This is a genomic window from Kocuria rhizophila (assembly GCF_003667225.1).
Classification (GTDB): domain Bacteria; phylum Actinomycetota; class Actinomycetes; order Actinomycetales; family Micrococcaceae; genus Kocuria; species Kocuria rhizophila.
Map to the genome: position 1 here is coordinate 112,400 of NZ_RCOM01000001.1, position 25,807 is coordinate 138,206.

Below are 25,807 nucleotides of genomic sequence, written 5' to 3' on the forward strand. Positions count from 1 at the left end.
CGGGTGGGTGCGCGTGCGCTCCAGCGCGTCGGAGCCGCTGGCTAGGGTGCGGGGTATGACGCACGAGGGCGCTGACACGGCCACGGTCTCCGAGGTGGGTGAGGCGCGCCTGCTGGAGGCCTTCCTCCCCGGGGCCACCACGGACGGACCGCACGTGGAGGTGGGTCCGGGGGACGACTGCGCCGTGGTCACCACCCCGGGGGGACGCGTGGTGATGACCACCGACACCCTCACCCTGGACCAGGACTTCCGGACCGTGTGGCCCAGCGGGGTGCGCACCTCGGGAACGGACCTGGGCCACAAGTGCGCGGCCCAGAACCTCGCGGACGTGGCCGCGATGGGCGCCGTCCCCACGGCCGTGGTCGTGTCCCTGACCCTGCCCGGGGACACGCCCGTCGCGTGGGTCACCGAGTTCGCCGCCGGGCTGTCCCGAGCGTTCGAGAACCTCGGTGCGCGCGAGTGCGCCCTGGTGGGCGGCGACCTCGGGAGGGGAGAGGAGCTGTCGATCACCGCCACCGTGCTGGGGCGCTGCGAGCAGAGCCCCGTGCTGCGCAGCGGTGCGCGGACCGGGGGAGTGCTGGTGCACGCGGGCGTGCTGGGGTGCGCGGCAGCCGGGCTCGACGCCCTGCAGAGCCCCGTGCCGGGGAGCTGGGACGCGCTGCCCGCGGACGAGCGGCGGGAGCTGCACACGGCGCAGCTGCGGCCGCAACCACCCGTGACAGCCGGGCGGGAACTCGCCCGGGCCGGCGCCACCGCCATGCTGGACGTCTCCGACGGCCTGCTGAAGGACGCCGGGCGAATCGCACGCGCCAGCGGGGTGCGCATCGACGTCGATCCGGGTGCCCTGGAGCCGGACGTCACCCGGCTGCGGCGGGCCGGGGAGGCCGCCGGGGTGGACCCGTGGCAGTGGGTGCTCACGGGCGGGGAGGACCACGGTCTGCTCGCGGTGCTGCCTGTGGATTCCCGGCTGCCTCCCGGGGTCCGTGCGATAGGCTCGTGTGCGCCCGCGGACCCCGCGGGAGGGCGGCACAGGGACGGGCCCACCCCGGATCCGCGCCCCGGAACGGATGCGCCGAGCCCGGCCGTGACCATTGCCGGACAGGCCCCCGCAGAGTGGCTCGGGCGCGACGTCGTTGAAGGATGGGATCACTTTGAGCCATAAGCCAGGCTCCTCCACCACCGAGGTGCGCGACTGGCTCGACACCGCGCACCGGGAGCTGCGCCGGCACGCGGACGTGCTGGACAACCTCAACGTGTTCCCCGTGGCGGACGCGGACACGGGCTCGAACCTCAGCATCACGGTGGGCCACGCGGCGGAGGCCGCCCACCTCATCGAGGGCAGGGACGTGGGGGAGCTGCTCGTGTACGCGGGGCAGGCCGCGCTCGAGGAGGCGCGCGGAAACTCCGGGATGCTCGCCGCACTCACCCTCACCGCCATGGGAGGCGTGGTGGAGGGCAGCACCCGGCTCACGGCGGAGCAGCTCAAGACCGCGCTCATGGCGGCCCACGTGCGCTGCTCGTCCGCGCTCACCGAGCCCGTCCCGGGCACCATGCTGTCCGTGCTCGACGCCGCCGGCGCCGTCCCGGTCCCCGACACCTCCCCGGACGGCTCCAACCAGCAGCTCGTGGAGTGGCTCGACCTCGTGGTCGCGGCCGCCACGTGCGCCGTGATCGACTCCGTGACCCAGATCCCCGTGCTCGCCGAGCGCGGCACCGTGGACTCAGGGGCCCTGGGCATGCTGATCGTGCTCAGCGCGCTGCGCACCGCGCTCGCGGGCCACCCCGCCGCCGAGGACCCCGTGGTGGAGGTCATCCGTCAGCACACCCACCCCCTCTCGGACACCACCCTCGAGCGTCAGGACGGGTACGAGGTCATGGGCACCATGGACCTCTCCGCCCTGGACGCCGCCGAGCTGCGCCACGAGCTGGACGACGCCGGCAGCAGCGTGATCGTGAGCGCCGTGGGAGACCACGAGGACGGCTACACGTGGCGCGTGCACGTCCACGTGGCAGACCCGGAGACCGCCCTGGACCTGATGCGGGGCCGCGGGACCGCGCGAAACGTCACCGTCACCACCCTCGCGGCGGAGCCCCGGTGACCACCCGGGAGGTGCCCGAGCCGCTGCCCCTGGACATGCCGCCCGGGGCCGGTCGCACTGCGCGGACGACCGCTCTGGAACCGCAGGCGGCGCCGTCCCCGGACACGGGGGCCACCGCAGAGGAGGCCCCCGCCCCGCCCCCGGCGCAGACGCGGTCCCACTCGGCCTTCGTGGGGCTGCTGGACCAGCCGCTCACCCGCTACGTCCCCGGCTCCTCGCCGCGCTCCACCGTGGCCCTGCTCGCCAAGGACCTCGGAATCACCACCGTGGGCCAGCTGCTGGACCACGCACCGCGGCGCTACATCCACCGGGGCAGGATCCAGGCGCTCACGGACCTCGTGGCCGGGGAACGGACGTCGTTCGTGGCCCGCGTGGAGTCCTCCAGCACCCGCCGCATGCGCAGCGATCCCCGGCGCAGTCTCACGGACGTCGTGGTGGCGGACGACTCCGGGGCCCAGCTGAAGATCACGTTCTTCAACGCCTACTCCGCGCAGAAGGACCTCCCGGTGGGGTCCCTGGCCCTGTTCACGGGCAAACCCGAGTTCTACCGGGGTGAGCTGTCCATGACGGGGGCGGACTACGCGCCCGTGGAGACCCCCGAGGCCGTGTCCGGGGCCTCGTCGGAGACCGGTGAGCTGATGCCCATCCCGGTGTACCCGGAGGCCGGCAAGCTGACCACGCCGAGGATCGGCAAGGTGGTGCAGCAGCTGCTGCTCACCGCTGACCTGGACTCTCTCGAGGACCCGCTCGCCCCGGAGCTGCGGGACGCGGAGGAGCTGCCTCCCCTGGGCCGGGCCTACCGGGACCTGCACCGCCCCGAGACGGTCGAGGCGTACGAGCGGGCCCGCCGTCGGTTCCGCTTCCAGGAAGCGTTCGTCCTGCAGACCGAGCTCGTCCGCCGGCGGGCGGAGCACGCGTCCCACCCGGCGGATCCGCGCCCGCCGCGCGAGGACGGAATCCTCGCGAGTTTCGACGCGTCCCTGCCGTTCGCGCTGACCCCTGGACAGCGCGAGGTGGGGGAGCAGATCTCGGACGAGCTCGCGGGCACCGCGCCCATGAACCGGCTGCTGCAGGGTGACGTGGGGTCCGGCAAGACCGTGGTGGCCCTTCGTGCCATGCTGCAGGTCGTGGACCACGGTGGCCAGGCCGCGATGCTCGCACCCACCGAGGTGCTCGCCACCCAGCACTACGAGAAGATCACGGCCGCGCTCGGCCCGCTCGCCGAGCCCGGGCGGCTCGGCGGGGACCCCCTGGCCACGGGCGTCACCCTGCTCACGGGCAGCATGTCCGTGCCCGCGCGGCGCAGGGCCCTGCTGGACATCGCGAGCGGGGCCTCCGGGATCGTGGTGGGCACCCACGCCCTGATCCAGGAGAACGTGCAGTTCGCGGACCTCGGGCTGGCCGTGGTGGACGAGCAGCACCGTTTCGGCGTGGAGCAGCGGGACGCCCTGCGGGGCAAGGCCGCGAGCACACCGCACACCCTCGTGATGACCGCCACGCCCATTCCGCGCACCGTGGCCATGACGGTCTTCGGGGACCTGGACGTCTCCACCCTGCGTGAGCTGCCCGGGGGCCGCCGCCCCATCACCACCCACGTGGTGGGTCTCGCGGAGCACGGGCCCTCGTGGGAGCGCCGGGTCTGGTCCCTCGCCGCGGAGCACGTGGCCGCAGGACGGCAGGTCTACGTGGTGGCCCCCAAGATCGGCGACGACGCCGCCCTGCCGCCCTTCGCGTCCCTGCGCGCCTCCCTGGAGGCCCAGCAGGAGGAGCCGGAACCCGCCACCGTGGCGTGGCTCCAGGAGCTCGTGGCGGCCCAGCCCGAGCTGCGCTCCGCGCGGATCGCGGTGCTGCACGGGCGCCAGGACACCGGCACGAAGGCCGGGACCATGGCGGCGTTCGACGCCGGCGAGGTGGACGTGCTCGTGTCCACCACCGTGGTGGAGGTGGGTGTGGACGTGCCCAATGCCACGCTCATGGTGGTGGTGGACCCCGAGCGCTTCGGGATCTCCCAGCTCCACCAGCTGCGGGGCCGGATCGGACGTGGCGAGCACGCGAGCACGTGCCTGCTGGTCACCCGCGTGGCGCCGGACCACCCTGCCCGGGCCCGGCTGGACGCGGTGGCCGCCACCACTGACGGCTTCGAGCTCGCGGAGGCGGACCTGAAGCTCCGCAAGGAGGGAGACATCCTCGGGGCCTCCCAGTCCGGCGGTCGTTCCGGGCTGCGCTGGGTGGGCGCCCTGCGGGACGAGGCGCTCGTGGCACGGGCCCGGAACGCCGCGGAGGCCGTCATCCGGGAGGACCCAGGGCTCGGGAACCACCCCGTGCTGCGGGAGAGCATCGAGCGTGTGCTGGACGAGGACCGACAAGCATTTCTGGAGCGAGGATGACACGCATCATTGCCGGCCGCGCCGGGGGACAGCACCTCAAATCCGTGCCGGGCTCGGCCACCCGGCCCACCACGGACCGCGTCAAGGAGTCCCTGTTCGGCAGGCTGGACGCGTGGGGCATGTGCGAGGACGCCCGCGTGCTGGACCTCTTCGCCGGCTCCGGCGCCCTCGGGCTGGAGGCCGCCAGCCGGGGCGCAGCCACGGTCACGCTCGTGGAGAAGGCGGGAGCCGCGGCCAGGGTGTGCCGGGAGAACGCGGCGCTGCTGGCGGCGTCGTGCCCCGGGGCGAAGATCACCACGGTGCACGCGGGCGTGGCCGGCTATCTCGGGCGGGCTCCCTTCCACCGCTGGGACCTCGTGCTCGCGGACCCGCCCTATCCGCTGGAGAACGAGGAGCTCGCGCGCATGCTCTCGCTGCTCGTGGGGCGGCTGGGTCCGGGCGGGGTGATCGCGGTCGAACGCTCCGCACGCACCGGGGAACCGGCGTGGCCGAAGGGGCTGCGCCGTTTCGAGACCAGCGAACACGGTGAGACGGTCATCTGGTACCTGGAGACGGACGAGGAGTCGGACACGGCCACCACGCAGGACGCGGCCGAGGGCGGTGCCGCGCACGGCTGACGGATCGTCGCCCGCCGCCCGGGAGACCGCGCGGCGGGCGGGCTCAGACAGCCGCGACCAGCCCGGCCATCGCGGCGCGCAGCACGTCCGCGCGTTTGCAGAAGGCGAGCCGCAGCCAGTCCGCGTACAGGCCCTGGTTGGCGGGGCCCGCGAACGCCGACACCGGAATGCCCACGACGCCCGCGTTCTCCGCCCAGTGCTGGGCGAGTCCCGCGGCATCGCCGACACCGGCCAGGGGGTAGTGGTTGCTCACGTCCGCCACCGCGAAGAACGTGCCCTGCGGCTCGGGCGGGGTGAGACCCGCGGACCGCAGCCCGGACACCACCACGTCCCGGCGCTCGCGGTAGTCCTCCCGCAGACCCTCGAAGAACTGCGGAGGCAGGGACAGGGCCGCCGCCACGGCGTGCTGCAACGGGGCCGCCGCGCTGTGGGACAGGTACGTCTTCACGGCCACGACGCCGCGCAGCAGCTCACGGGGTCCGGTCACCCAGCCCACGCGCCACCCCGTGGCGGAGAACGTCTTGCCTGCGGAGGACACGCTCAGGGTGCGGGACGCCGCGCCGGGGAGAGTGCTCAGCGGCCGGTGGGGCCCGTCGAAGCGCAGGTGCTCGTAGACCTCGTCGGTGACGACCACGGCGTCGAACTCCGTGGCCAGCTCCACGACCAGCTCCTGGAACTCCCGGGAGGCCACCGTGCCCGTGGGGTTGTGGGGGTCGTTGAGCACCACAGCGCGGGTGCGCGGGGAGAACGCCGCGCGCACGTCGTCGGGGTCGGGTGTGAACGCGGGCGGCAGCAGCGGCACGGGGACCGCGGTGGCTCCCGCGAACTCCACCACGGCGCCGTAGAGGTCGTAGCGGGGCTCGAACAGCACCACCTCGTCGCCGGGCTGCAGCAGGGACAGCAGCGCCGCAGTGACACCCTCGGTGGCGCCGGCGCACACGAGCACCTCCGTGTCCGGATCCACGTCCAAGCCGTAGTGCGTGGCCTGGTGCGCGGCGACGGCCTCACGGAGCGCGGGGACCCCGATGATGGGGGCGTACTGGTGGTGACCGGCCTGCAGGGCGGCCGCCGCGGCGTCGAGCATCTGCTGCGGCGGGTCGAAGTCCGGGAAGCCCTGGCCCAGGTTGATTGATCCGGTGCGCCGGGCCAGGCCTGTCATCTCCTCGAACACCGTGGAGCGCAGGCCCCCGGCGGCGTCCAGGAGCCCTCCGCCGGCCGCCATGCGCTGCCAGGGCGCGCGTACGGCGGACGTGGGGGAGGAGAGGTTCTCAGCGGCGGATGTCATGGGCCCAGTCTAGGAACTCCGACCCCACCGCACGCGGGGTCTGCACGTCCGGGGCGCACAGACCCGGTGGGTGCGCGGCTCGGCGCCCCCGGGAACGCAGGCCCCGCGGGAGACCCGCTGCCGCTAGGGTGGGCCCATGCGACGCGCCATCTGCCCGGGTTCCTTCGACCCCCTGCACCTCGGTCACTGCGCGGTGATCCGCCGCGCCACCCACATCTTCGACGAGGTGGTCGTGGCGGTGTCCACGAACCCGAACAAGAGCCACCGCTTCAGCGAGGCGCGGCGGATCGAGCTGGTGCGCCAGGTCTTCGCGGACGAGCCCGCCGTGGTCGTGGAGCCACTGGAGTCCGGACTGATCGCGGACTACGCCGAGCGCCGGGAGGCCGTGGCCCTGGTCAAGGGTCTGCGCAACGGCGCCGACTATGACTACGAGCTGCCCATGGCCACCATGAACCGCTCGCTGACCGGCGTGGAGACCGTGTTCCTGCCCGGTGAGCCCTCCCTGCTGCACGTGTCCTCCTCCCTGGTCATGGAGGTGGCCGCGCTCGGCGGGGACATCGCGTCCTTCGTGCCGCCCGAGGTGCTGCACGCCATCAAGATCCGCTGAGCGGGCGGCGTCGGGCACCGGGCCGGGGCTGGCGGACGGGCCGCTCGCGGTGACGGCCCAGCGGCCGGCGGGCACGCAGGCACGTGCGGCAGTCGGCGCACGGGCTCATGGGAAGCACGGGATCGCGAGAAACCTGGGCAGAGCTGAGGGATGAACCGCGGTCCTGCCGCGTGCTAGGATGTTCTGTCGGCCAGTGTCGTTAGCCAGGAGTTCCGTGAATCACCGCAACAGTTCAGCCCTCGCGTACAGCGTCAGGGAGCTGCAACACCGCCCGGGGACCATGGACACCCTGGATGTCGAGGCACCCGCACCGAAGGACTTCGGTACGGCGCTCATCGGTTCGCCCGAGGGCGCGCCCATGGAGCTGCAGCTGCGCCTGGAATCCGTCCACGACGGTATCCTGGTGTCCGGAACCGTGATCGTCAGTGTTCACGGGGAGTGCAGCAGATGCCTCGACCCCATTGACTACGAACTACCGGTCGACGTGCAAGAGCTTTTCGTCTTCGAACCGTCTCCGCAGGGTGACGAGAACGTCGAGGACGAGCAAGTGTATGAGGTGCGGGACGAGGAGATCGACCTCGAACCGATGCTTCGGGACGCAGTGATCACTCAGCTGCCGTTCCAACCGGTGTGCCGGGCCGAGTGCCCGGGCCTGTGCGCCCAGTGCGGCGCACGGCTCGAGAACGACCCGGACCACCACCACGACGTGAAGGATCCCCGCTGGTCCGCCCTCGCAGGGCTGCTGACCGACTCGGAGGATCCGGAACCGTCGGAGCCGACAACCGACACGAGAGAAGAGAGATAGCCGTGGCTGTTCCCAAGCGGAAAATGTCCCGTGCGAATACCCGCATGCGCCGGTCCCAGTGGAAGGCTCAGGCCCCCAAACTGGTGAAGACCGTGGAGAATGGCAAGGTCAGCTACAGCCTGCCGCACCAGGCCAAGCTGGTCTCCGATTCCGCCGGCACCCCCTTGTTCTACGAGTACAAGGGTCGCAAGGTCGCTGACGCGTAAGGTGACCGCTTTGCCGGATCCCGGCGAACTGCTTGAGCGTCTCGGTGTCGATCTCGACACCGAGACGCTTCGCATTGCGCTGACGCACCGCTCCTACGCGTACGAGCACCCGGGGGAGGTGCACAACGAACGCCTGGAGTTCCTGGGGGACGCCGTGCTGCAGCTCGCGGTCACGGACGAGATCTACCACCGCTACCCCGAGTGGGACGAGGGGCGCCTGGCCAAGCTGCGCGCCTCGGTGGTCTCCGCCCGCGCGCTGGCCGGTGTGGCCCGTTCCCTGGGGCTGGGCCCGCACATCCGCCTGGGCAAGGGCGAGGTGCGCACCCACGGCAGTGACAAAGCATCGATCCTCGCGGACACCACGGAGGCCGTCATCGGCGCCGTGTACGAGTCCCTGGGGCCCGTGCCCGCGCGTGACCTTGTGCTGCGGATGATGATCCCCCTGCTCGAGGACACCCGGGTGCTGCACGAGGGCAAGGACTGGAAGACCCACATCGTGGAGCTCGTGGCACAGCACGGTCTGGGGACCGTGCGCTACGAGGTGGAGGGTACCGGCCCCGACCACGAACGCCACTTCACGGCGGATGCCGTGGTGGACGGGCAGGTGCTCGGCCACGGGGAGGGCACGTCCAAGAAGGCCGCCGAGCGCGCCGCGGCCGCCGCCGCGTGCGAGGCCCTGGCCACACGTCTGCCCGCGAAGGGCTGAGCGCACCGTGCCCGAGCTGCCCGAGGTCGAGGTGGTCCGCCGCGGCGTCGAGCGCTGGGTGGTTGGCCGCACCGTCGAGTCCGTGCAGGTCTTCGACGCCCGTTCCCTGCGCCGCCACACCGCTGGTGTCCTGGACTTCCAGGAGCGCCTGGCCGGGTTGAGCGTGGACTCCGCACAGCGGCGCGGCAAGTTCCTGTGGCTCCCGCTGCGGGAGCGCCCCGGCAGCGAGCCGTCGCAGGCGCTGCTCGTGCACCTGGGCATGAGCGGCCAGCTCCTGGTGGCCTCCGCGGACCAGCCGCAGCCGCGCCACGAGCGCATCCGCCTCGCCCTCTCTCCGGCCCACGACGACGCCGGTGCCGCCCTCCCGGAGCAGGCCCGGTTCGTGGACCAGCGGATCTTCGGCGGCATGCTGCTCGATCCGCTCGTGCCCAGCACGGACGGTCACGGCACGGTGCCGGAGCACGCCGCGCACATTGCGCGCGACCCCCTGGACCCGCTCTTCGACGTGGACGCCTTCCACACCGCCCTGCGACGACGCCGCACCGGCCTGAAGCGCGCGCTGCTGGACCAGGGGCTGATCTCCGGGATCGGGAACATCTACGCGGACGAGGCTCTGTGGGCCGCCCGGCTGCACTGGGCCGCACCCACCGAGACGATGACCGCGCCCCGCACCCGCGCACTGGTGGCGGCGTGCCAGGAGGTCATGCGCCGCGCGCTGGCGGCGGGCGGCACGAGCTTCGACTCGCTGTACGTCAACGTGAACGGGGAGTCCGGGTACTTCTCACGCTCGCTCAACGCCTACGGCCGGGCGGGGCAACCCTGCCCGCGCTGCGCGGCGGCAGGGGAGGACGGCGTGATCGTGCGCGAGCAGTTCGCGAACCGCTCCTCGTACCGGTGCTCGCGGTGCCAGAGGCGGCCGAGGCGGTTCAGAGCGTAGCCCCCGCCGTGAGCCACAGGGGGTGGGCGGTCCCGGTCCCGTGAGGCCGTCCCTGACCCATCGCTGGCGGATCTGCCGGGGCCCGGAACGAGCGGTGCCCGCGACCGTGCGGTCGCGGGCACCGTGGCGCTCAGAGGGGACAACATCACTCCAGCGAGCGCACGCTCTGCAGGTCCGTGGACAGGTTGCTGTTCTCGCTGTCAGAGGCCACCGAGGCGCTCTCGGCGCGGGCGCGCTGCTCGTCCGCGACGTCCTCCACGCGCTCCAGGGACACCGACCCGGTGTTGCGCTGCGGGCGCGGGTGGTCCTGGTAGTACGCGGCCAACCGGGCAAAGCCCTCGTCCAGGCTCACGGACGGAGTCCAGTCCAGCAGCTTTCGGGTCTCGCTCTGGTCGAACCAGTGCGCCGTGGAGAGCTGCTCGGCGAGGAACTCGGTCATGGGCGGCTCTCCGTCGCCCGCGCGCAGCTTGGCGGGCAGGTGCGGCCACACGGTCTCGATCACGCGGCCCGCGAGGCGCGCCGCCTTGCCCGGCACCGAGCGCGTGGGCGCGGGAGAGCCGGTGGCCCGGCACATCCGGGCGATCAGCTCGCCCACGGGGCGCGGCTCGCCGTTGGTGAGCACCAGGGCCCGGCCGTGCACGTGGTCGATGCGCTGCAGCGCCCGGACGATGCCCTCGGAGGCGTTGTCGATGTACGTGGTGTCGATCATCGCGGCACCGTGGTCCAGGTTGGGCATGCGCCCGGCGGCCGCACGGTCCGCCACGCGCTCCACGAGCTGCGTGTCCCCGGGGCCCCACACGATGTGCGGGCGCACGGCGGCCACCTTGAGGTCCCGCTGCCCGTCCATGCTCAGGGCCAGCAGCTCGGCCGCAGCCTTGGAACGGGCGTAGTTGCCGCGCGCATTCTCCGGGTCAGCGGGCTCCGCGCCCGCTCCCTCGATCGAGACCCCGGTGTGGGCCACGGAGGGGGAGGACACGAACACCACGTTCTTCACGCCGGCGTTCTGCGCCTGGCACAGCAGGATGCGCGTGCCCGTGACGTTGACGCGCACGAACTCGGACCAGTCCCCGGTGAAGGAGACCTTGGCGGCCAGGTGCACGACGTCGTCCACGCCGTCCAGTGCGCGGGCCACGTCCTCGGGATCGGTCACCGAACCCAGCACCTCGTCCACGCCCTCGCGCTCGGCCACGGGAGCGTGACCGCGCTGGAACACGCGCACCTTCCAGCCGTGCGCAAGCAGCACGCGGGCGACGTCGCCGCCGAGCATTCCGGACGCGCCCGTCACCAGGACGGTGCGGCCCGTGCCGTCGAGCTCGCCGTGGGTCACCGTGGCACCGCCGCGGTCCGGGTCCGCGATCTGTGCGGAGCCGGAGACGTCAGCACCCTGGGCATCGGGCCGAGCGGAAGGCTCGGACGAGGCCGGCGAGGACGCCGAGGAGGTGGGCCGGGGCGCCGCAGCCGGGCGGGCGGCGTCGGTGGCCGGTGCGCGGTGGCGCCCGGTGCCGCTGGGCTGTGCGGGGGTGTCGCGGGGATCGTCGCTCACAGTGAACTCAGCTTTCCGGTGGCCAGGGCGCGCTCGGCCCAGTCACTCAATTCGGCTCGGTCGATCTTGGAGTTGTGACGGATGTCGGTGGGGTGCTCCGGGACCACCAGCACCGCGCTGACGGGCAAGCCCGTGGTGGCGTGCACCGTGGTCCGGATGCGCTCGGTCAGCTCCGGGGACGCCAGCGCCGGTGCGGACGCGGCGGGATCGGTCTCGATGACCGCCACCGCGGACTGGGACCCAGCAGGACCCACGCCCACCACGGCGGCGCGGCCGACCCCGGGGACGGTCTGCGCGGCGTGCTCGGCCGCCACGGAGGAGACCGGGCCGTCGGACATGGTGATCACGTGCGCCAGTCGGCCCTCGTACCAGAGCCGCTCACGGGCGTCGAAGTGCCCGACGTCGCCCGTGCGGTGCCAGCCCGGGGTCCCGTCCGAGGCACGCTCGGTGATCCAGAGCCGGTCGTAGTGGTCCTTGGCGTGCGGGGCGCGGGCCACGATCTCGCCGGTGACGCCGGGGGTGGTGACGATCTCCGGGGAGACGGAACCGTCCGCGCGCAGCGGCAGCACGCCCAGCTCGGCACCCGCCACGGGGGTGCCCACGCACACGCCGCCGCCGGCACCGGCCATGCCCGCCTGCGCGTCCTCACGGGCGGTGCGGATCACTCCCAGACTGACGTCCGTGAGCGGCAGCGCCTCGGTCATCCCGTAGGGCGTGTGAAGCTCGGCGGCGGGCATGAGCTCCTGCAGCCGGGCCAGCAGCTCCTCCGGGATGGGGGCGCCCGCGGAGAGCATGAGGTCCACGCGCGCGAGGGCGTCCCGCTCGGCGGGGGCCAGCTCGTCCGCCGTGGCGAGCACGTTGGCGATCGCGGCGGGCGAGGCAAACACGGCGGTCGCGCGGATGGCCATGGTGGCTTCCGCCAGCGCCCGCGCGGTGAGCGTCTTGGGGCTCGTGACGTCCATGTCCGGCGTCACGGACGCCGCGCCCAGGGCGGGGCCCAGCAGGGCGAAGGGGGCGAAGCCCGCCACGAGCCCGGTGCCGGCACGCAGGCCGTACGTGTCACGGATGGTGTCGCGCATCCCGGCCATCTGGCGGTGCGTGTACACCACGCCCTTGGCCGGGCCGGTGGAACCGGAGGTGAACAGCACGGCGGCCTCGGCGTCCGGGTTCACGGCGGGGATCTCGTCCGGGGACACCGTGGTCACGGAGTCCATCAGCTCGGGCACGGTGTGCGCCACGCCCAGCAGCTTCTTGGACACGGGGTCCATGGCGTCCGCGGCGATCCGCGTGCCGGGCCAGCCGAGGGCCCGCGCGCCCACGAGGGCCTTGCGGATGCCGATGAACCAGCGGGGCGAGGAGCCGCGCAGCGCCCGGGTGAGTCCCTGGCGGCCGAGGCCCTGGTCCGCCACCACGATCACCGCACCGATGCGCAGGCACGCGTAGATCAGCGTGGTGAGCATGGACCCGGGCGGCACCATGAGGTTCACGCGGTCCCCGGGGCGCACCCCGGTGCGCAGCAGGGCCACGGCCAGCTGGTCCACGGAGGCGGAGAGCTGCGCCCAGCTCACACTGCGCCGGATGTCCAGCTCGGGGGCGGAGCCGTCCACGGTGGTGGCCACGGGGCCCATGTCCACCACGGCGGGGGAGTCGTCACGACGCCGCGCGTCCAGCTCCGCGAAGAACGGCACGAACGCGGCGCGGCCGCGGGCCCGCTGCTCACGGTGGGTCTCGACGACGGGCTCGGCGTCCCCGAAGCGCTCCTCGAGCCACGTGAACAGCGGGGTGGCGATGTCCCGGGCCTCGGGCAGCAGGTGCTTGGCGCCCTCGAAGCGGTGCACGTCCGCGTGCGGGGCGCGGCGCATGAGGTCGTCCAGGTAGCGCTGCTGGAACACCGGGTCCCCGGTGCCCCACAGCAGCAGCGTGGGGACCTCGCGCGCGCTCATCCGCCCCGCGATCCGCTCGTAGGCGGCGTGGGACGGGTGGTCCTCGGCGGCGGGGATGTCCGCCACGAAGTGGGCGATGCCCTCGCGGCGCTCTCGGGAGGTGTAGGGAGCCTTGTAGGCGCGCTTGACGTCCTTGGACGCCGCGGGATCGCACAGTGCGAGCGTGGTGTCCAGGAACGCGGTGCTCCCGGAGGTCAGCGGCTCGTGCACGGCCCTGTTCAGGGCGAGACGCAGTGCAGAGGGGATGGGCTCGGCGTTGTCGTGGTGCACCGCAGTATTGGTCAGCACGGTGGCCGCGTGGATCGCGGGGTGCTCCTGCGCCCAGCCCTGGGAGATGAGCCCTCCCCAGTCGTGGGCGAGGGTGACCACGGGAAGTCCGGCATCGTCGATCCCCAGAGCGGCGGTGAGGTCGCCGAGATCCTGGACACGGTCCTCGAGGCGGCGGAAGAGTCCGGTGCGCTCGGAGAAGCCCATGTCCAGGTGGTCCACGGCCACCACGCGCCACGGGTGCTCCAGCTCGTTCGCCGCGCGCAGGACGTCCCGCCACAGGTAGGACCACGTGGGGTTGCCGTGCACGGCCAGGACGATGCCCCGGGGGGTGCGGCCGGAGCGGTCGATCTGCTCGCGGTTGTCCAGCACGTGCCACCGCCGCTTGCGGCCGGCCACCGGTTCCACGGGCGCGGACGAGGGCACGGAGAGCACGGTGGACCACGCCGGGTCCACCCCCGGGAGCGCGGTGTCCGTGAACGGCAGGCGGTCGGCGCGGCTGCGGTGGGGGGAGGTGCTGGCGGTCACGGGTGCTCCTTCGCGGTGGTGGGCGGCGTGCGGCGGCATTCCGCCCTGCGGGTCACGCGGGCGGGATGCGCTCACCAGGCGATCTCCATGAGGGTGGTGTTCAGCCCGGACCCCACGCCGAGGCACAGCACCCGCGCTCCGGGTTCCAGCCGCTCGGCCTCGAGTGCCAGGGTCATGGGCAGCGCGGCGGCGGCCACGTTGCCCCAGTAGGGGAACGTCAGAGGCACCTTGGCGGCGTCGATCCCCATGTCCTCGATGAGCTTGTTGGTGTGGGAGTTGGAGACCTGGTGGGTCACGTAGGAATCCATGTTCCGCCAGTCCCAGCCGTCGCGCTCCGCATCCAGCCACGCCTCGACCACGAGTCCCACACCGTGGTTGAGCAGACCGGTGGCGTCCGTGAACATCCCGTCCCAGCCACCGACGCACAGGCGGCTGAACTCGGTGCCGGCGCGGGTCACCGAGCCCACGATCCGGTGGCCGTCCGGGTGGCGGTCCGCGGGGCCCACCACGGCGGCGGCGGCGCCGCAGCCCAGGGTGAGGGTTGCGAACTCCTGGACCACCTGTTCGCGCGTGATGTCGTCCTCGCTCAGCCGTGCGATGGCCGCCTCGTGCCACGGGGAGGGGTCCTCGCCGGCCACCACGAGGGCGTACTCGATGGCGCCCGCGTCGATCATGGAGGAGGCCACGGTGAGGGCGTTGACGAAGCCCAGGCACGCGTTGGTCATGTCGAAGTTCAGGGCGGAGCTGGGCAGGCCCAGGCGCTCGTGGATCCCCACGGCCACGGCGGGCTCGTAGTTGTCGCGCGTGACGGACGCGTTGATGAACAGTCCGATCTGCTCCGGGCGGATGCCGGAGTTCTCCAGGGCGGCCTGGCCGGCCTCGGTGGCGCCGTCGGTGAAGTGGCGTCCGGGGGCCCAGCCGCGGCGCTCCTTGATGCCCGCGAGCCGCTCCAGCAGACCCTTGGGAAGGCGCAGCCGTGTGAAGGTCTTGGCCAACTCCTCATCGAACCGGGTGGACGGGATCACCACGTCCGCTTCCGTCTTGGTCACCGACAGGATGGCGGCGTTGCGGTTTCTGATGGTGGAGTTACCGGTCAATGTGGCGCTTTCGATCAGACGCCACCCGTACCGTCAAGGAATCGATCGTTCGTGATGGACCTCGGCGCTCGGGTGAACAAGCGGGCTGGACCGGCCCAGTCTAGCGGTCCTGTCTGACAGGTTCCTCGGGGTGCGCGCCGCGTTCGTCCCGCGGTGCCTGGATGCGGTCCCGCGCCGGGCGGCACCGCGGCACCGGATCGGTCCGAGCGGACCCCGGGTAGAATCGGGGCCCACCCCTTCACGGCCTCCCGAAGAGCCGACCGCCAGACCCAGGAGATCCCCCGCGTGCACTTGAAGACCCTCACCGTGCGTGGTTTCAAGTCCTTCGCCTCCGCCACCACGTTCCACTTCGAACCGGGTGTCACGGCCGTGGTGGGTCCCAACGGCTCCGGCAAGTCCAACGTGGTGGACGCCCTCGCGTGGGTCATGGGGGAGCAGGGCGCCAAGTCCCTGCGCGGCGGCAAGATGGAGGACGTCATCTTCGCGGGCACCTCCGCCCGCTCCGCACTGGGCCGCGCGCACGTGTCCCTGACCATCGACAACGCCGACGGCGCCCTGCCGATCGAGTACTCCGAGGTCACCATCTCGCGCACCCTGTTCCGCTCGGGCGGCTCCGAGTATGCGATCAACGGCCGCTCGTGCCGCCTGCTGGACATCCAGGAGCTGCTCTCGGACTCGGGGCTGGGCCGCGAGATGCACGTGATCGTGGGCCAGGGCCAGCTGGACCGGATCCTGCAGGCCACCCCGGAGGACCGCCGCGGGTTCATCGAGGAGGCCTCCGGGATCCTCAAGCACCGCCGCCGCAAGGAGAAGACCCTGCGCAAGCTGGAGTCGGTGCAGCAGAACCTGGACCGCCTGGAGGACCTCACCGGTGAGATCGAACGCCAGCTCACCCCGCTGGGGCGCCAGGCCCGCACGGCCCGGAAGGCCCAGCGCATCCAGTACGACGTGCGGGACGCCCGCGCCCGGCTGCTCGCGGACGACGTCGTGGCGGCCCGCGCGGGGATGGAGGCGGACGAGGGCGCTGGAGCGGCCGCGCGGGAGCGCCGTGACGAGCTGGAGAGGACCACGGCGGAGCTCGCCCGTCGGCTGCAGGAGACGGAGGCGGCTGCCGCCCGCACCGCTCCGGCACTGAACGAGGCGCGCACGAGCTGGTACGAGCTGAGCACGGTGCGGGACAGCTACCGGGCCCTGGCCACCCTGGCCCAGGAGCGGCGTCGGCTGCTGGGCAGCACCGAGGAGGCCCCCGCGCAGGGACGGGACGCGGACGCCCTGGAGGAGCAGGCCGCGCGCACCCGCGCGGAGGCAGAGCAGCTGGCCGAGCGGGTCACCGAGGCCCAGCAGGGTCTGGAGCGTGCCCAGCAGTCCCGCGCCGAGGCGGAGGACGCGGCGCGGGCCGCCGAGAAGCGCTCTGCGGAGCTCGTGCGGCAGGCCGCGGACCGGCGCGCGGGTCAGGCGCGGCTCGCGGCCGCCGTGACCGCGGCGCGTTCCGGGGTGGGCTCGGCTGAGGCGGACGTGGAGCGCGTGCGCCGGGAGATCTCGGACGTGGTGGAGCGCGCGGAGCGGGCCCGTCTGGAGACCTCCTCTCTGCAGGAGGCCGCCGAGAGCGCGACGGCCCGGGCCGAGCAGGCCGCCGAGCGCGCCCGTGACGCCGAGGAGAGGGCCGACGCCGCCCGCGCGCTGTCCCGCGCGGCGGACGCCCGGCGGCAGCAGAGCGCGAGCGAGCTGCACACCCACACCGTGCGCGTGGACACCCTGCGGCAGTCCCTGCGCCAGCCGGACGGCTCCGCCTCCGTGGCGGACGTGGTGCCCGTGCTCGGGGACGTCCCCCGCTCCGTGCGCGTGGCCCCCGGCTGGGAGCGCGCGGTGGCCGCCGCACTGGGGCCGTGGTCCGACGCGCTCGCGGTGGCCTCCCACACGGGCGCCGCGCGGATCCTCGCCCACCTGGCCGACGCCGGGTCCGGGCGGGTCCACCTGCTGGTCGCCGACGAAGCCCACGCGTCCGAGCCCCCGGAGCTCCCGCTGCCCGACGGCTGCGTTCTCGCGCGGGCGGTGCTGTCCGCCGCGGTGACGGACGACGCCGCAGCAGCAGATCGTGTGCTGGCCGCCGTGCGTGCCGAGCTGGCCACCACGGTCCTGGTCCCGGACGCCTCCGCCGCACTCACCATGCTCGACGCCGCCCGCGCCCTCGGCCAGGCGGGTCGCGGCGTGCGCGTGGTCACCCGGGACGGGGACGTCTACGGCGGCCACCGCGTGCAGGGCGGGGCCACGGAGGCGGCGGGCAACCTCGAGATCATGGCGCTGCTCGACCAGGCCGAGGGGGAGACCGCGGCGCTGGAGACGGCGGCGCGGCGCGCCGCGGAGGCCGCCCGGAGTGCCGAGCAGGACAGCGCGGCCGCCGTCCAGGAGGCGCGCGAGGCCACCCGGGACCTGCAGCGTGCGCAGAAGGACGCCGCCGCGGCAGGCGCGGCGTCGAGCAGGGCGGAGGCCACGGCGTCGTCGGCGGACTCCGAGCTGGCGCGGCGCCGGGAGGTGCTCACGACCGCCGAGGAACGGCTCGCCCGGCGCGCCGCCGAGCTGGACGAGGCGCTGCGGCGCGCGGAGGCCGTGGAGACCGGCGACGAGGAGAGCCTGGAACGCGAGCAGCTCGAGGCCGCCGCCGAGCGCAACCGGGCCGAGGCGCGGGCCAAGGCGGCCCGGGAGGCCGAGACGCAGGCGCGGCTCGCGCTGCGCGGGCTCGAGGAGCAGCACCGGCACATCGTGTCCCGGGCGGAGGCCCAGGCACGTGCCGCGCGCTCCGAGCGAGCGGCACGCGCGGAAGCGGCCCGGCGTGCCGAACGGCGCCGGGTGCAGGCCGCGGTGGCGCGTGCCGTCGAGACCGCCGCCGGGCACCTTCGGGAGTCCGCGGAGGCATCGGCCAGGGAGGCCGCTGCCGAGCGGGACGAGATCGAGACGCGCCGTGCCGGGTTGGACGAGGCCGCCCAGCGGCTGCGCACCGAGCGTGACCGCGTGGGGACGGAGCTCGCCGAGCTCACGGAGAAGCTGCACCGCGCGGAGCTGGACCTCGCGCAACGCCGCGCCAGGCTGGAGGGTCTGGAGGCCACCTCTCTCGAGGAGCTCGGGATGACTCCGGACTTCCTGGTGGACCACTACGGTCCCCACCTGCCGGTCCCGGACGCGGACGCCGCGATCGAGGCCGCCCAGACCGCGGAGGACTCCGGCGGCTCCGTGCAGCTCGCCCTGCCCAGCATGACCGATCCCGGCACCCCGTTCCGACGGGAGGAGCAGGAGACCCGGCTGCAGCGGGCCCAGAAGCAGCTCAGGGCGCTGGGGAAGGTGAACCCGCTCGCACTTGAGGAGTTCGCGGCGCTCGAGGAGCGGCACAGGTTCCTGGTCACCCAGCTGGAGGACGTCAAGAACTCGCGCACGGACCTGCGCAACATCATCCGCCAGGTGGACCAGCACGTGGAGGAGGTCTTCGCGGAGGCCTACCGGGACACCGCCGAGCAGTTCGTGTCCGTGTTCGCCACGCTGTTCCCCGGGGGCGAGGGGCGGCTGCGGCTCACGGACCCGGACGACCTGCTCAACTCCGGCGTGGAGGTGGAAGCGCGCCCCGCGGGAAAGAAGATCAAGCGGCTGTCCCTGCTCTCGGGCGGCGAGCGCTCGCTGACCGCCCTGGCGCTGCTGGTGGCCATCTTCAAGGCCCGGCCGTCCCCGTTCTACGTGATGGACGAGGTGGAGGCCGCCTTGGACGACCGCAACCTGGGCCGGCTGCTCACCATCTTCGAGCAGCTCAAGGAAAGCTCGCAGCTGATCATCGTGACCCACCAGAAGCGCACGATGGAGATCGCGGACGCCCTCTACGGAGTGTCCATGCGCGGGGACGGTGTGAGCCTGGTGGTGGGGCAGCAGCTCTCGGAGCTTCGCTAGTCGGTCCCCGCAGACGACGCCGCCCGGTCGCCCTGGCGGCCATCGTGTCAGCCGTCTGTGGTTCGGGCCTCGGTGACGGCTCGTGCGCGGCGGATGAGGGCCGCGCCGCGGCGCCGAACTTCGTTCTCCACGAAGAACTCCGGGGGTGTCTCGTACCACCCGAGGTCGTCCCGGGCCAGCGCCACGATGCCGCACACGGTCGGTGCCGCGGTGAGCACGATGTCCACGGCGAGCGGCAACGCCTCCCAGCCCTTCATCGACCCCGCACCCCGCCACCGGAAGGTCTCGTCGGAGCCCGTGGCGATGTGGAACGCCGACTCCGTGGTGACCGTCCGGAATTCCGGGGCGACGAACTCCGCGCGCAGCCGCTCGATCACGGTCCCGGGTGCCAGGGGAGACGCCCAGCGGGCCTCCGTGACAATCCGCTCGTGCTGCGGGCGGGCCCGGGAGACGCGGGGCAGCCACCAGTAGCGGAGGAGGACCCAGACACCCGGCAGGACGACCGCAAGAAGTCCAAACAGCATCGGGGTGGTGAGGATGCCCCGGTTGCGCAGCTCCTTCAGGACACCGTTCAGCACCAGGGTGACGACGAACATCACGAGGAAGCGGATCAGCGCACGGCGGCGCGGGGACGGTTTCCCCGACCTCGTCATTTGCCGTCCGTCCCGCTCGGACGGGGTCGGCGCGCCTCTGACAGGGCGGTCTCCGGCAGCGTCTCCCGCACCGGCAGCCACGCGAGCGCCGCCAGCAGCATGAGCGCCCCGGACACCCCGAAGGCCCAGCCGAACCCGGCGGCGTCCGCCAGCGCCCCGGCAATGACCGGGCCCGCGATCTGACCGGCGTCGGCGCACATCTGGTAGCGGGAGAGCACCTTGCCGCCCGCGCGGTCTGGGCCGATCACGTCGGCCACTGCCGCCTGCTGGCCGGGGTTGAGCGTTCCGGAACCGACGCCCGAGAGCAGGGACAGCACCGCGAACGCCACCACGGAGGTGCTGAAGCCCACGCCGATGGTTGAGAGCCCGCACACCACCAGACCCGTGAGCACCAGGGGTTTGCGGCCGAGCCGGTCGGTCAGGCGCCCCGTGACCGTGAGCGCGGCGGCGTTGCCCACCGCGAACAGTGCAAGGGCCAGTCCGGCCACTGCGGGCCCCTCGCCCACCACCTGGGCCGCGAGCAGCGGCACGAGTGCCACGCGCACGCCCATGGCCGTCCACCCCGTGGAGAAGCTGGAGGCGAGCGCGGCACGGTAGGCGCCGGCGTCGAGCGCGTCGCGGACCCGCATGGGTGGCTGGGCGGCACCGGTCCGCTTGGCCCCGAGGGTCTCGTCCCTGAGCCGCAGCCACACCACGAGCACCGCCACGACCAGGGCGCCCGCGTAGATCAGGAACGGCGCGTGCATGCCCAGCCCGGCCAGGAATCCGCCGAGCACCGGGCCCAGGATCCCGCCCAGCAGGAACGCCGTGGCGTAGTAGCCGGACACCCGCCCCCGCATGTGCCGCGGCGCGAGCCGCACGATCAGCCCCATCGCGGAGACCGTGAACATGGTGGAGCCGATCCCGCCGAGCCCCCGGAACACGAGCAGCTGCCAGTAGGTCTGGGCGAACGCGGTGGCCGCGGAGGACAGCGCCACCACGATCAGCCCGATCAGGTAGGTGGGGCGCTCGCCGATGCGGTTGACCACCGCCCCGCTCGCGGGCGCGAACACGAGCCGGCACAGGGCGAAGGCGCTGATCACCGCGGAGGACGCCGCTACGCCCACGCCGAAACTCGCGGCGAACTGGGGCAGCACCGGGGCCACGAGGCCGTAGCCCAGGGCGATCACGAAGGCCGCCGCGATCAGGACCTTGATGGGGTCGGGGACCTTCTGCCCCGTGGGCGCGGCGGGCGCGGAGGCGTCCGGTGCCGGGGCGTCAGGACCCGGGGCACGCGGGAGGGGAGAAGGGTCCGGGAGGTGCCGTGCGGCGTCGTCGCCGGAAGAGCCGGAAGAGCCGGAGGAACCGGGAGAGCGGGGCGTGGGGTGGGACACGCCTGGCAGTTTATGGGAGATTAGACGGGTGATGACTCCTGAACTGATGTGGATCGTGATAGCCGCCGCGGTGGTGGTGCTGCTCGTGGTGTTCGGCGTGCTGCTGCTGCGCAAACCCAAGGCACCGAAGGGCGGGTACCAGGGCACCCGCGACCTCGACGACGTCCCGGGTCTGGACGAGGGCGAGGTGCTCGAGGACCGCCCGGTCAGCACCCTGGAGCGCCCCGAGTCCGCGCGCGGTCGCCTGGCGCGGCTGCGCGGGCGGCTCGCGAAGTCCAACAACGTTCTCGGCAAGGGCCTGCTCGTGCTGCTCTCGCGCGAGCGCATCGACCAGGACACGTGGGACGAGATCGAGGACACGCTGCTCATGGCGGACCTCGGCACGGACGCGTCCCTGGAGCTCGTGGAGAACCTCAAGAAGCGCGTCCGCGTGGACGGCACCAAGGACCCCGCGCAGCTGAAGACCATGCTGCGCGAGGAGATGCTCGCGCTCGTGGACCCCACCCTGGACCGTTCCCTGCGCACGGAGTCCGCTCCCGGCAAGCCCGCCGTGGTGCTCGTGGTGGGCGTCAACGGCGTGGGCAAGACCACCACGGTGGGCAAGCTGGCCCGCGTGCTCGTGGCCGAGGACAAGGACGTCATGCTCGGCGCCGCGGACACCTTCCGCGCCGCCGCCGCGGACCAGCTCGAGACGTGGGGCGTCCGCGTGGGCGTGCCCACGGTGCGCTCCGAGCATGAGGGCGCGGACCCCGCCTCCGTGGCGTACGACGCCGTGAAGGCCGGGATCGAGCAGGAGTCCGACGTCGTGCTCGTGGACACCGCCGGCCGGCTGCAGAACAAGGCCGGTCTGATGGACCAGCTCGGCAAGGTCAAGCGCGTGATCGAGAAGGCCGCCGCGGTGGACGAGGTGCTGCTCGTGATCGACGCGACCACCGGGCAGAACGGCATGACCCAGGCACGGGTCTTCGCCGAGGCCGTGGACATCACCGGCATCGTGCTCACCAAGCTGGACGGCACCGCCAAGGGCGGCATCGTGGTGGCCATCCAGCGCGGGCTCGGCGTGCCCGTCAAGCTCATCGGCCTGGGGGAGGGCCCGGACGACCTCGCGCCGTTCAACGCCGAGCAGTTCGTGGACGCGATCATCGACTGACGTCCCCGGTTCCCGCACCACGACGGCGTCCGCTCCCTTCCCGGGGGCGGGCGCCGTCGTTGCGTGCGGACCGCTCTGGCGGGGGCCGCCCCGTGCCCACCATGTGAGATGCGGCACCCCGGTTTAACGTGTGCGTCACACGAGCGGCGCATTCGAAACACGCTCGTTACGCCCTGGCGAACCCGGCGGTAACACGGGCGCCGTTGACTGGTCCCCGGAAGCGCAAAGGATGTGCTGGCACGAGACAGGGACGAGGTGATCCGGGTGGAACTGACCGCCGGACACGTGTGGATGGTGGTGGCTGCGGGGCTCGTGTTCTTCATGACCCCGGGGCTCGCACTGTTCTACGGAGGCATGACCCGGGCCAAGGGCGTGCTGAACATGATGATGATGAGCTTCGCGGCCCTCGGCGTGGTGGGGGTCGTGTGGGTGCTGTGGGGAGCGTCGATGCTCAGCGGCGACCCCGTGCTGGGCGGGCTCACGGCCAACCCGTTCGCGCACGCGGGGCTGCAGGGTCTGCTCGGCACCGAGGACCTGCTCGCCTCGGACTTCTCCGTGACGTTCGCCATCATCACGGTCGCGCTGATCTCCGGCGCGATCGCGGACCGCACGCGCTTCGGCACGTGGGTGGTGTTCACGCTCGTGTGGGTCACCCTGGTGTACTTCCCGCTGGCCTACATGGTGTGGGGCGACGGGCTGTTCTCGGAGGAGGGCGCCCTGGGACGGATCGTCGGTGAGCCCATCGACTTCGCGGGAGGGCTCGCCGTGCACATCAACGCGGGCGTCGCGGCCCTCGTGCTCATCCTGCTGATCGGGGCCCGCCGCGGCTTCGGCCGGGACTCGGGGCAGCGCCCCCACAACCTGCCCCTGGTCATGCTGGGCTCGGCCATCCTGTGGTTCGGCTGGTTCGGCTTCAACGCCGGGGCCGCCACCACCGTGGAGCAGGCCGCCCTGGTCTGGACCAACACGCTGGTGGCCCCGGCCGCCGCGATGCTCTCCTGGCTGCTCACCGAGCGGATCCGGGACGGCCACGCGACGTCGCTCGGGGCGGCCTCGGGCGTCGTCGCCGGCCTGGTGGCCATCACCCCGGCGTGCGCGAACGTGACCCCGCTGGGTGCGATCGGGCTCTCGGCTGTGGCCGGTGTGCTCTCGGCGCTCGCGGTGGGGTTCAAGTACCGGATCGGGCTGGACGACTCGCTGGACGTGTGCGGCGTGCACCTGGTCTCGGGCATCGTGGGCACCGTGGCGCTGGGATTCCTGGCGGTCCCCTCCGAGGGACGCGCAGGCCTGCTCCACGGGGGCGGCTGGGGCCTCATGGGCTCGCAGCTCGCGGCCACCGTGTTCGTGGCCCTCTACACGGGCGTGCTCACGCTGCTGATCGGGCTGGTGCTCCAGGCCACCATGGGGCTGCGCATCACGCGCCGTGACGAGATCATCGGCGTGGACCTCACGCAGCACGCGGAGTCCGCGTACTCGCTCAAGGACGAGGCCACCGGATCGTTCGCGGGCCACGGCACCCACCGCCCGCTGCCCGGCACCGCCGAGGCTCCCGTCCCCGCGAAAGGAAGCAACCCGTGAAACTCGTCACCGCAGTGGTGCGCCCGGAGAAGTTCAGTGACGTCAAGGACGCCCTGGAGAGCTACGGCGTGCAGGGGATGACCGTGCTCACCGTGCACGGCTACGGCCGCCAGCGCGGACACCGGGAGGTGTACCGGGGCGCGGAGTACACCGTGGACCTGCTGGAGAAGGTGCGCATCGAGACCGTCGTGGAGGACGCCGAGGCCCAGGAGGTCGTCACGGTGGTCGTCGGCGCCGCCCGCACCGGTGAACCCGGGGACGGCAAGGTGTGGGTCACCCCCGTGGAGCACGCGGTGCGCGTGAGCACCGGGGAGCGGGACGACGTCGCCCTCTGAGTCCCGGCGCGGCCGACGGTTTCGCGCCCCGGGCCCCCACGACCGCTCCGCCCGTGCCGCGGCCGCGGCCCGGGCAACCCACGGCGGCCCCCGCACCGGGGGCCGCCGTGCGGTGCGCGCGGGCCCGCGCCCGCTTGCTAACCTGGGACACCGAATCATCCGTCGTCCGAGGAAAGCAGCGACCTCCCCGTGTTCAATTCACTGTCCGACCGGCTCACAGCAACGTTCAAGAACCTGCGCGGCAAGGGCAGGCTCTCCGAGGCGGACATCGACGCCACCGTGCGGGAGATCCGCCGCGCCCTGCTCGAGGCGGACGTGGCCGTGCCCGTGGTGCGGGAGTTCACCGCGGTCATCAAGGAGCGCGCGCTCGGCGCGGAGGTCTCCGAGGCGCTGAACCCCGGCCAGCAGGTCGTGAAGATCGTCAACGAGGAGCTGCAGAACGTCCTCGGCGGCGAGACCCGCCGCATCAACCTGGCCAAGACCGGCCCCACCGTGATCATGCTCGCGGGCCTGCAGGGCGCCGGCAAGACCACCCTGGCGGGCAAGCTGGGCAAGTGGCTCACGGACCAGGGGCACAAGCCCGTGCTCGTGGCCTCCGACCTGCAGCGCCCCAACGCCGTGACCCAGCTGAAGGTCGTGGGTGAGCGTGCGGGCGTGGCCGTGTTCGCCCCGGAGCCCGGCGCCACCTCGGAGTTCGACGACCCCACGGGTGATCCCGTGAAGGTCGCCCGGGACGGTGTGGACTTCGCACGCTCCAAGCTCTACGACGTGGTGATCGTGGACACCGCCGGGCGCCTGGGCATCGACCAGGCACTGATGAACCAGGCGCGGGACATCCGCGACGCCGTGGACCCGGACGAGGTCCTGTTCGTGATCGACGCGATGATCGGTCAGGACGCCGTCAACACCGCCAAGGCGTTCGACGAGGGCGTGGACTTCACCGGTGTGGTGCTCTCCAAGCTGGACGGTGACGCCCGCGGTGGTGCGGCGCTGTCCGTGCGCGCGGTGACCGGCAAGCCCATCATGTTCGCCTCCACGGGCGAGGGCGTGCGGGACTTCGAGCAGTTCCACCCGGACCGCATGGCCTCCCGCATCCTGGACATGGGTGACGTCCTCACGCTCATCGAGCAGGCCGAGCGGCAGTGGGACAAGACCGAGGCCGAGCGGATGGCCAAGAAGTTCACCGACCAGGAGGACTTCACGTTCGAGGACTTCCTGGCGCAGATGCAGCAGCTGCGCAAGATGGGATCCATGAAGAAGATGCTCGCCATGATGCCGGGCGCCGCCGGCATGCGGGAGCAGCTGGAGAACTTCGACGAGCGCGAGATCGACCGTGTGGAGGCCATCGTGCGCTCCATGACCCCGCACGAGCGCGTGGCCCCCAAGATCATCAACGGCTCCCGCCGCGCCCGCATCGCCCGCGGCTCCGGCGTCACGGTCTCCGAGGTCAACCAGCTCATGGAGCGCTTCGCCCAGGCCCAGAAGATGATGAAGCGCCTGGCCTCCGGGCAGGGCGTCCCCGGCATGCCCGGTGGGATCCCTGGCATGGGCCGCGGCGGCGCCGCCAAGAAGGGCAAGGCCAAGAAGAAGGGTTCGCGCTCCGGCAACCCCGCCAAGCGGGCCCAGGAGCAGGCGGCACTCGCGTCCGGGCAGAAGCCGGCCGCGAAGGGCAGCGCGTTCGGCACCCAGGGCAAGGACCTGGACGCCGAGTCGCTCAACCTGCCCAAGGGCTTCGAGAAGTTCCTCGGAAAGTAGGCATCC

General features: G+C 72.7%; 20 protein-coding genes. 14 read left to right on the forward strand and 6 right to left on the reverse strand.

Features of this window, described 5'->3' with window-relative positions; translation table 11 throughout:
* Positions 1–55: 55 nt before the first annotated feature.
* Genes thiL through D9R02_RS00515 form a run of 4 tightly spaced genes read left to right on the forward strand, consistent with a single transcriptional unit; the run spans position 56 to position 5,103 of the window.
* Positions 56–1,162: a thiamine-phosphate kinase gene (thiL, locus tag D9R02_RS00500; protein WP_019308951.1), complete on the forward strand. Its 1,107-nt coding sequence runs from the start codon at positions 56–58 to the stop codon at positions 1,160–1,162.
* Positions 1,152–2,099, forward strand: a complete 948-nt coding sequence (locus D9R02_RS00505) for a DAK2 domain-containing protein (RefSeq protein ID WP_029603083.1) — start codon at positions 1,152–1,154, stop codon at positions 2,097–2,099. Before thiL ends, D9R02_RS00505 begins: the two co-directional genes overlap by 11 nt.
* Positions 2,096–4,486, forward strand: coding sequence for an ATP-dependent DNA helicase RecG (locus D9R02_RS00510; RefSeq protein ID WP_235005046.1), 2,391 nt, complete (start codon positions 2,096–2,098; stop codon positions 4,484–4,486). The genes D9R02_RS00505 and D9R02_RS00510 overlap by 4 nt, the downstream gene beginning before the upstream one ends.
* Positions 4,483–5,103 (forward strand): RsmD family RNA methyltransferase, encoded by a 621-nt coding sequence (locus D9R02_RS00515; RefSeq protein WP_070638363.1) that lies wholly within the window; start codon positions 4,483–4,485, stop codon positions 5,101–5,103. The genes D9R02_RS00510 and D9R02_RS00515 overlap by 4 nt, the downstream gene beginning before the upstream one ends.
* 43 nt (positions 5,104–5,146) lie before the next feature.
* Here the strand turns inward: D9R02_RS00515 and D9R02_RS00520 are convergent, their stop codons facing one another.
* Entirely contained in the window at positions 5,147–6,388 is a 1,242-nt protein-coding gene (locus D9R02_RS00520) for an aminotransferase class I/II-fold pyridoxal phosphate-dependent enzyme (RefSeq protein ID WP_121566103.1), read from the reverse strand.
* Between the two features lie 136 nt (positions 6,389–6,524).
* Here D9R02_RS00520 and coaD point away from each other — a divergent pair, with 136 nt between their 5' ends.
* From coaD to mutM, 5 genes are all read left to right on the forward strand, one after another.
* On the forward strand, positions 6,525–6,995 hold the full coding sequence (gene coaD, locus D9R02_RS00525; RefSeq protein WP_121566104.1) for a pantetheine-phosphate adenylyltransferase: 471 nt from the start codon (positions 6,525–6,527) through the stop codon (positions 6,993–6,995).
* 214 nt (positions 6,996–7,209) lie between these two features.
* A complete protein-coding gene (locus D9R02_RS00530) occupies positions 7,210–7,800 on the forward strand; it encodes a YceD family protein (protein ID WP_039101902.1) in 591 nt (196 codons plus the stop codon).
* Positions 7,801–7,802: 2 nt separating this feature from the next.
* Entirely contained in the window at positions 7,803–8,006 is a 204-nt protein-coding gene (gene rpmF / locus D9R02_RS00535; RefSeq protein ID WP_012398114.1) for a 50S ribosomal protein L32, read from the forward strand.
* 1 nt (position 8,007) lies between these two features.
* Entirely contained in the window at positions 8,008–8,712 is a 705-nt protein-coding gene (rnc, locus tag D9R02_RS00540; protein WP_019308958.1) for a ribonuclease III, read from the forward strand.
* 7 nt (positions 8,713–8,719) lie between these two features.
* Positions 8,720–9,649 (forward strand): bifunctional DNA-formamidopyrimidine glycosylase/DNA-(apurinic or apyrimidinic site) lyase, encoded by a 930-nt coding sequence (gene mutM / locus D9R02_RS00545; RefSeq protein ID WP_019308959.1) that lies wholly within the window; start codon positions 8,720–8,722, stop codon positions 9,647–9,649.
* Positions 9,650–9,794: 145 nt separating this feature from the next.
* Here the strand turns inward: mutM and D9R02_RS00550 are convergent, their stop codons facing one another.
* The 3 genes from D9R02_RS00550 to D9R02_RS00560 all read right to left on the reverse strand — a co-directional run bounded on the left by D9R02_RS00550 (position 9,795) and on the right by D9R02_RS00560 (position 15,027).
* Positions 9,795–10,916: an NAD-dependent epimerase/dehydratase family protein gene (locus tag D9R02_RS00550; RefSeq protein ID WP_235005052.1), complete on the reverse strand. Its 1,122-nt coding sequence runs from the start codon at positions 10,914–10,916 to the stop codon at positions 9,795–9,797.
* 272 nt (positions 10,917–11,188) lie between these two features.
* Positions 11,189–13,969, reverse strand: coding sequence for an alpha/beta fold hydrolase (locus D9R02_RS00555; RefSeq protein WP_438819409.1), 2,781 nt, complete (start codon positions 13,967–13,969; stop codon positions 11,189–11,191).
* A gap of 32 nt (positions 13,970–14,001) precedes the next feature.
* A complete protein-coding gene (locus D9R02_RS00560; RefSeq protein ID WP_047978436.1) occupies positions 14,002–15,027 on the reverse strand; it encodes a 3-oxoacyl-ACP synthase III in 1,026 nt (341 codons plus the stop codon).
* 285 nt (positions 15,028–15,312) lie between these two features.
* Here D9R02_RS00560 and smc point away from each other — a divergent pair, with 285 nt between their 5' ends.
* A complete protein-coding gene (smc, locus tag D9R02_RS00565; RefSeq protein ID WP_121566106.1) occupies positions 15,313–18,957 on the forward strand; it encodes a chromosome segregation protein SMC in 3,645 nt (1,214 codons plus the stop codon).
* A 47-nt stretch (positions 18,958–19,004) separates the two neighbouring features.
* On the opposite strand, the gene D9R02_RS00570 is transcribed toward smc, so the two are convergent.
* Both D9R02_RS00570 and D9R02_RS00575 read right to left on the reverse strand, forming a co-directional pair.
* The gene (locus tag D9R02_RS00570) at positions 19,005–19,610 is read right to left on the reverse strand and encodes a hypothetical protein (RefSeq protein WP_070638355.1); all 606 of its coding nucleotides are present in this window, start codon (positions 19,608–19,610) and stop codon (positions 19,005–19,007) included.
* Positions 19,607–20,983, reverse strand: a complete 1,377-nt coding sequence (locus D9R02_RS00575; RefSeq protein ID WP_121566107.1) for an MFS transporter — start codon at positions 20,981–20,983, stop codon at positions 19,607–19,609. Before D9R02_RS00575 ends, D9R02_RS00570 begins: the two co-directional genes overlap by 4 nt.
* 31 nt (positions 20,984–21,014) lie before the next feature.
* Here D9R02_RS00575 and ftsY point away from each other — a divergent pair, with 31 nt between their 5' ends.
* From ftsY to ffh, 4 genes are all read left to right on the forward strand, one after another.
* Positions 21,015–22,133, forward strand: a complete 1,119-nt coding sequence (gene ftsY, locus D9R02_RS00580; RefSeq protein ID WP_070638348.1) for a signal recognition particle-docking protein FtsY — start codon at positions 21,015–21,017, stop codon at positions 22,131–22,133.
* Positions 22,134–22,397: 264 nt separating this feature from the next.
* Positions 22,398–23,711, forward strand: coding sequence for an ammonium transporter (locus tag D9R02_RS00585; RefSeq protein WP_246829137.1), 1,314 nt, complete (start codon positions 22,398–22,400; stop codon positions 23,709–23,711).
* Positions 23,708–24,046 carry a P-II family nitrogen regulator gene (locus D9R02_RS00590; RefSeq protein WP_019308968.1) on the forward strand — a complete coding sequence of 113 codons (339 nt, stop codon included), beginning with the start codon at positions 23,708–23,710 and terminating at the stop codon, positions 24,044–24,046. The genes D9R02_RS00585 and D9R02_RS00590 overlap by 4 nt, the downstream gene beginning before the upstream one ends.
* Before the next feature lie 189 nt (positions 24,047–24,235).
* Positions 24,236–25,801, forward strand: coding sequence for a signal recognition particle protein (gene ffh, locus D9R02_RS00595; RefSeq protein ID WP_070638343.1), 1,566 nt, complete (start codon positions 24,236–24,238; stop codon positions 25,799–25,801).
* Positions 25,802–25,807: the final 6 nt, after the last annotated feature.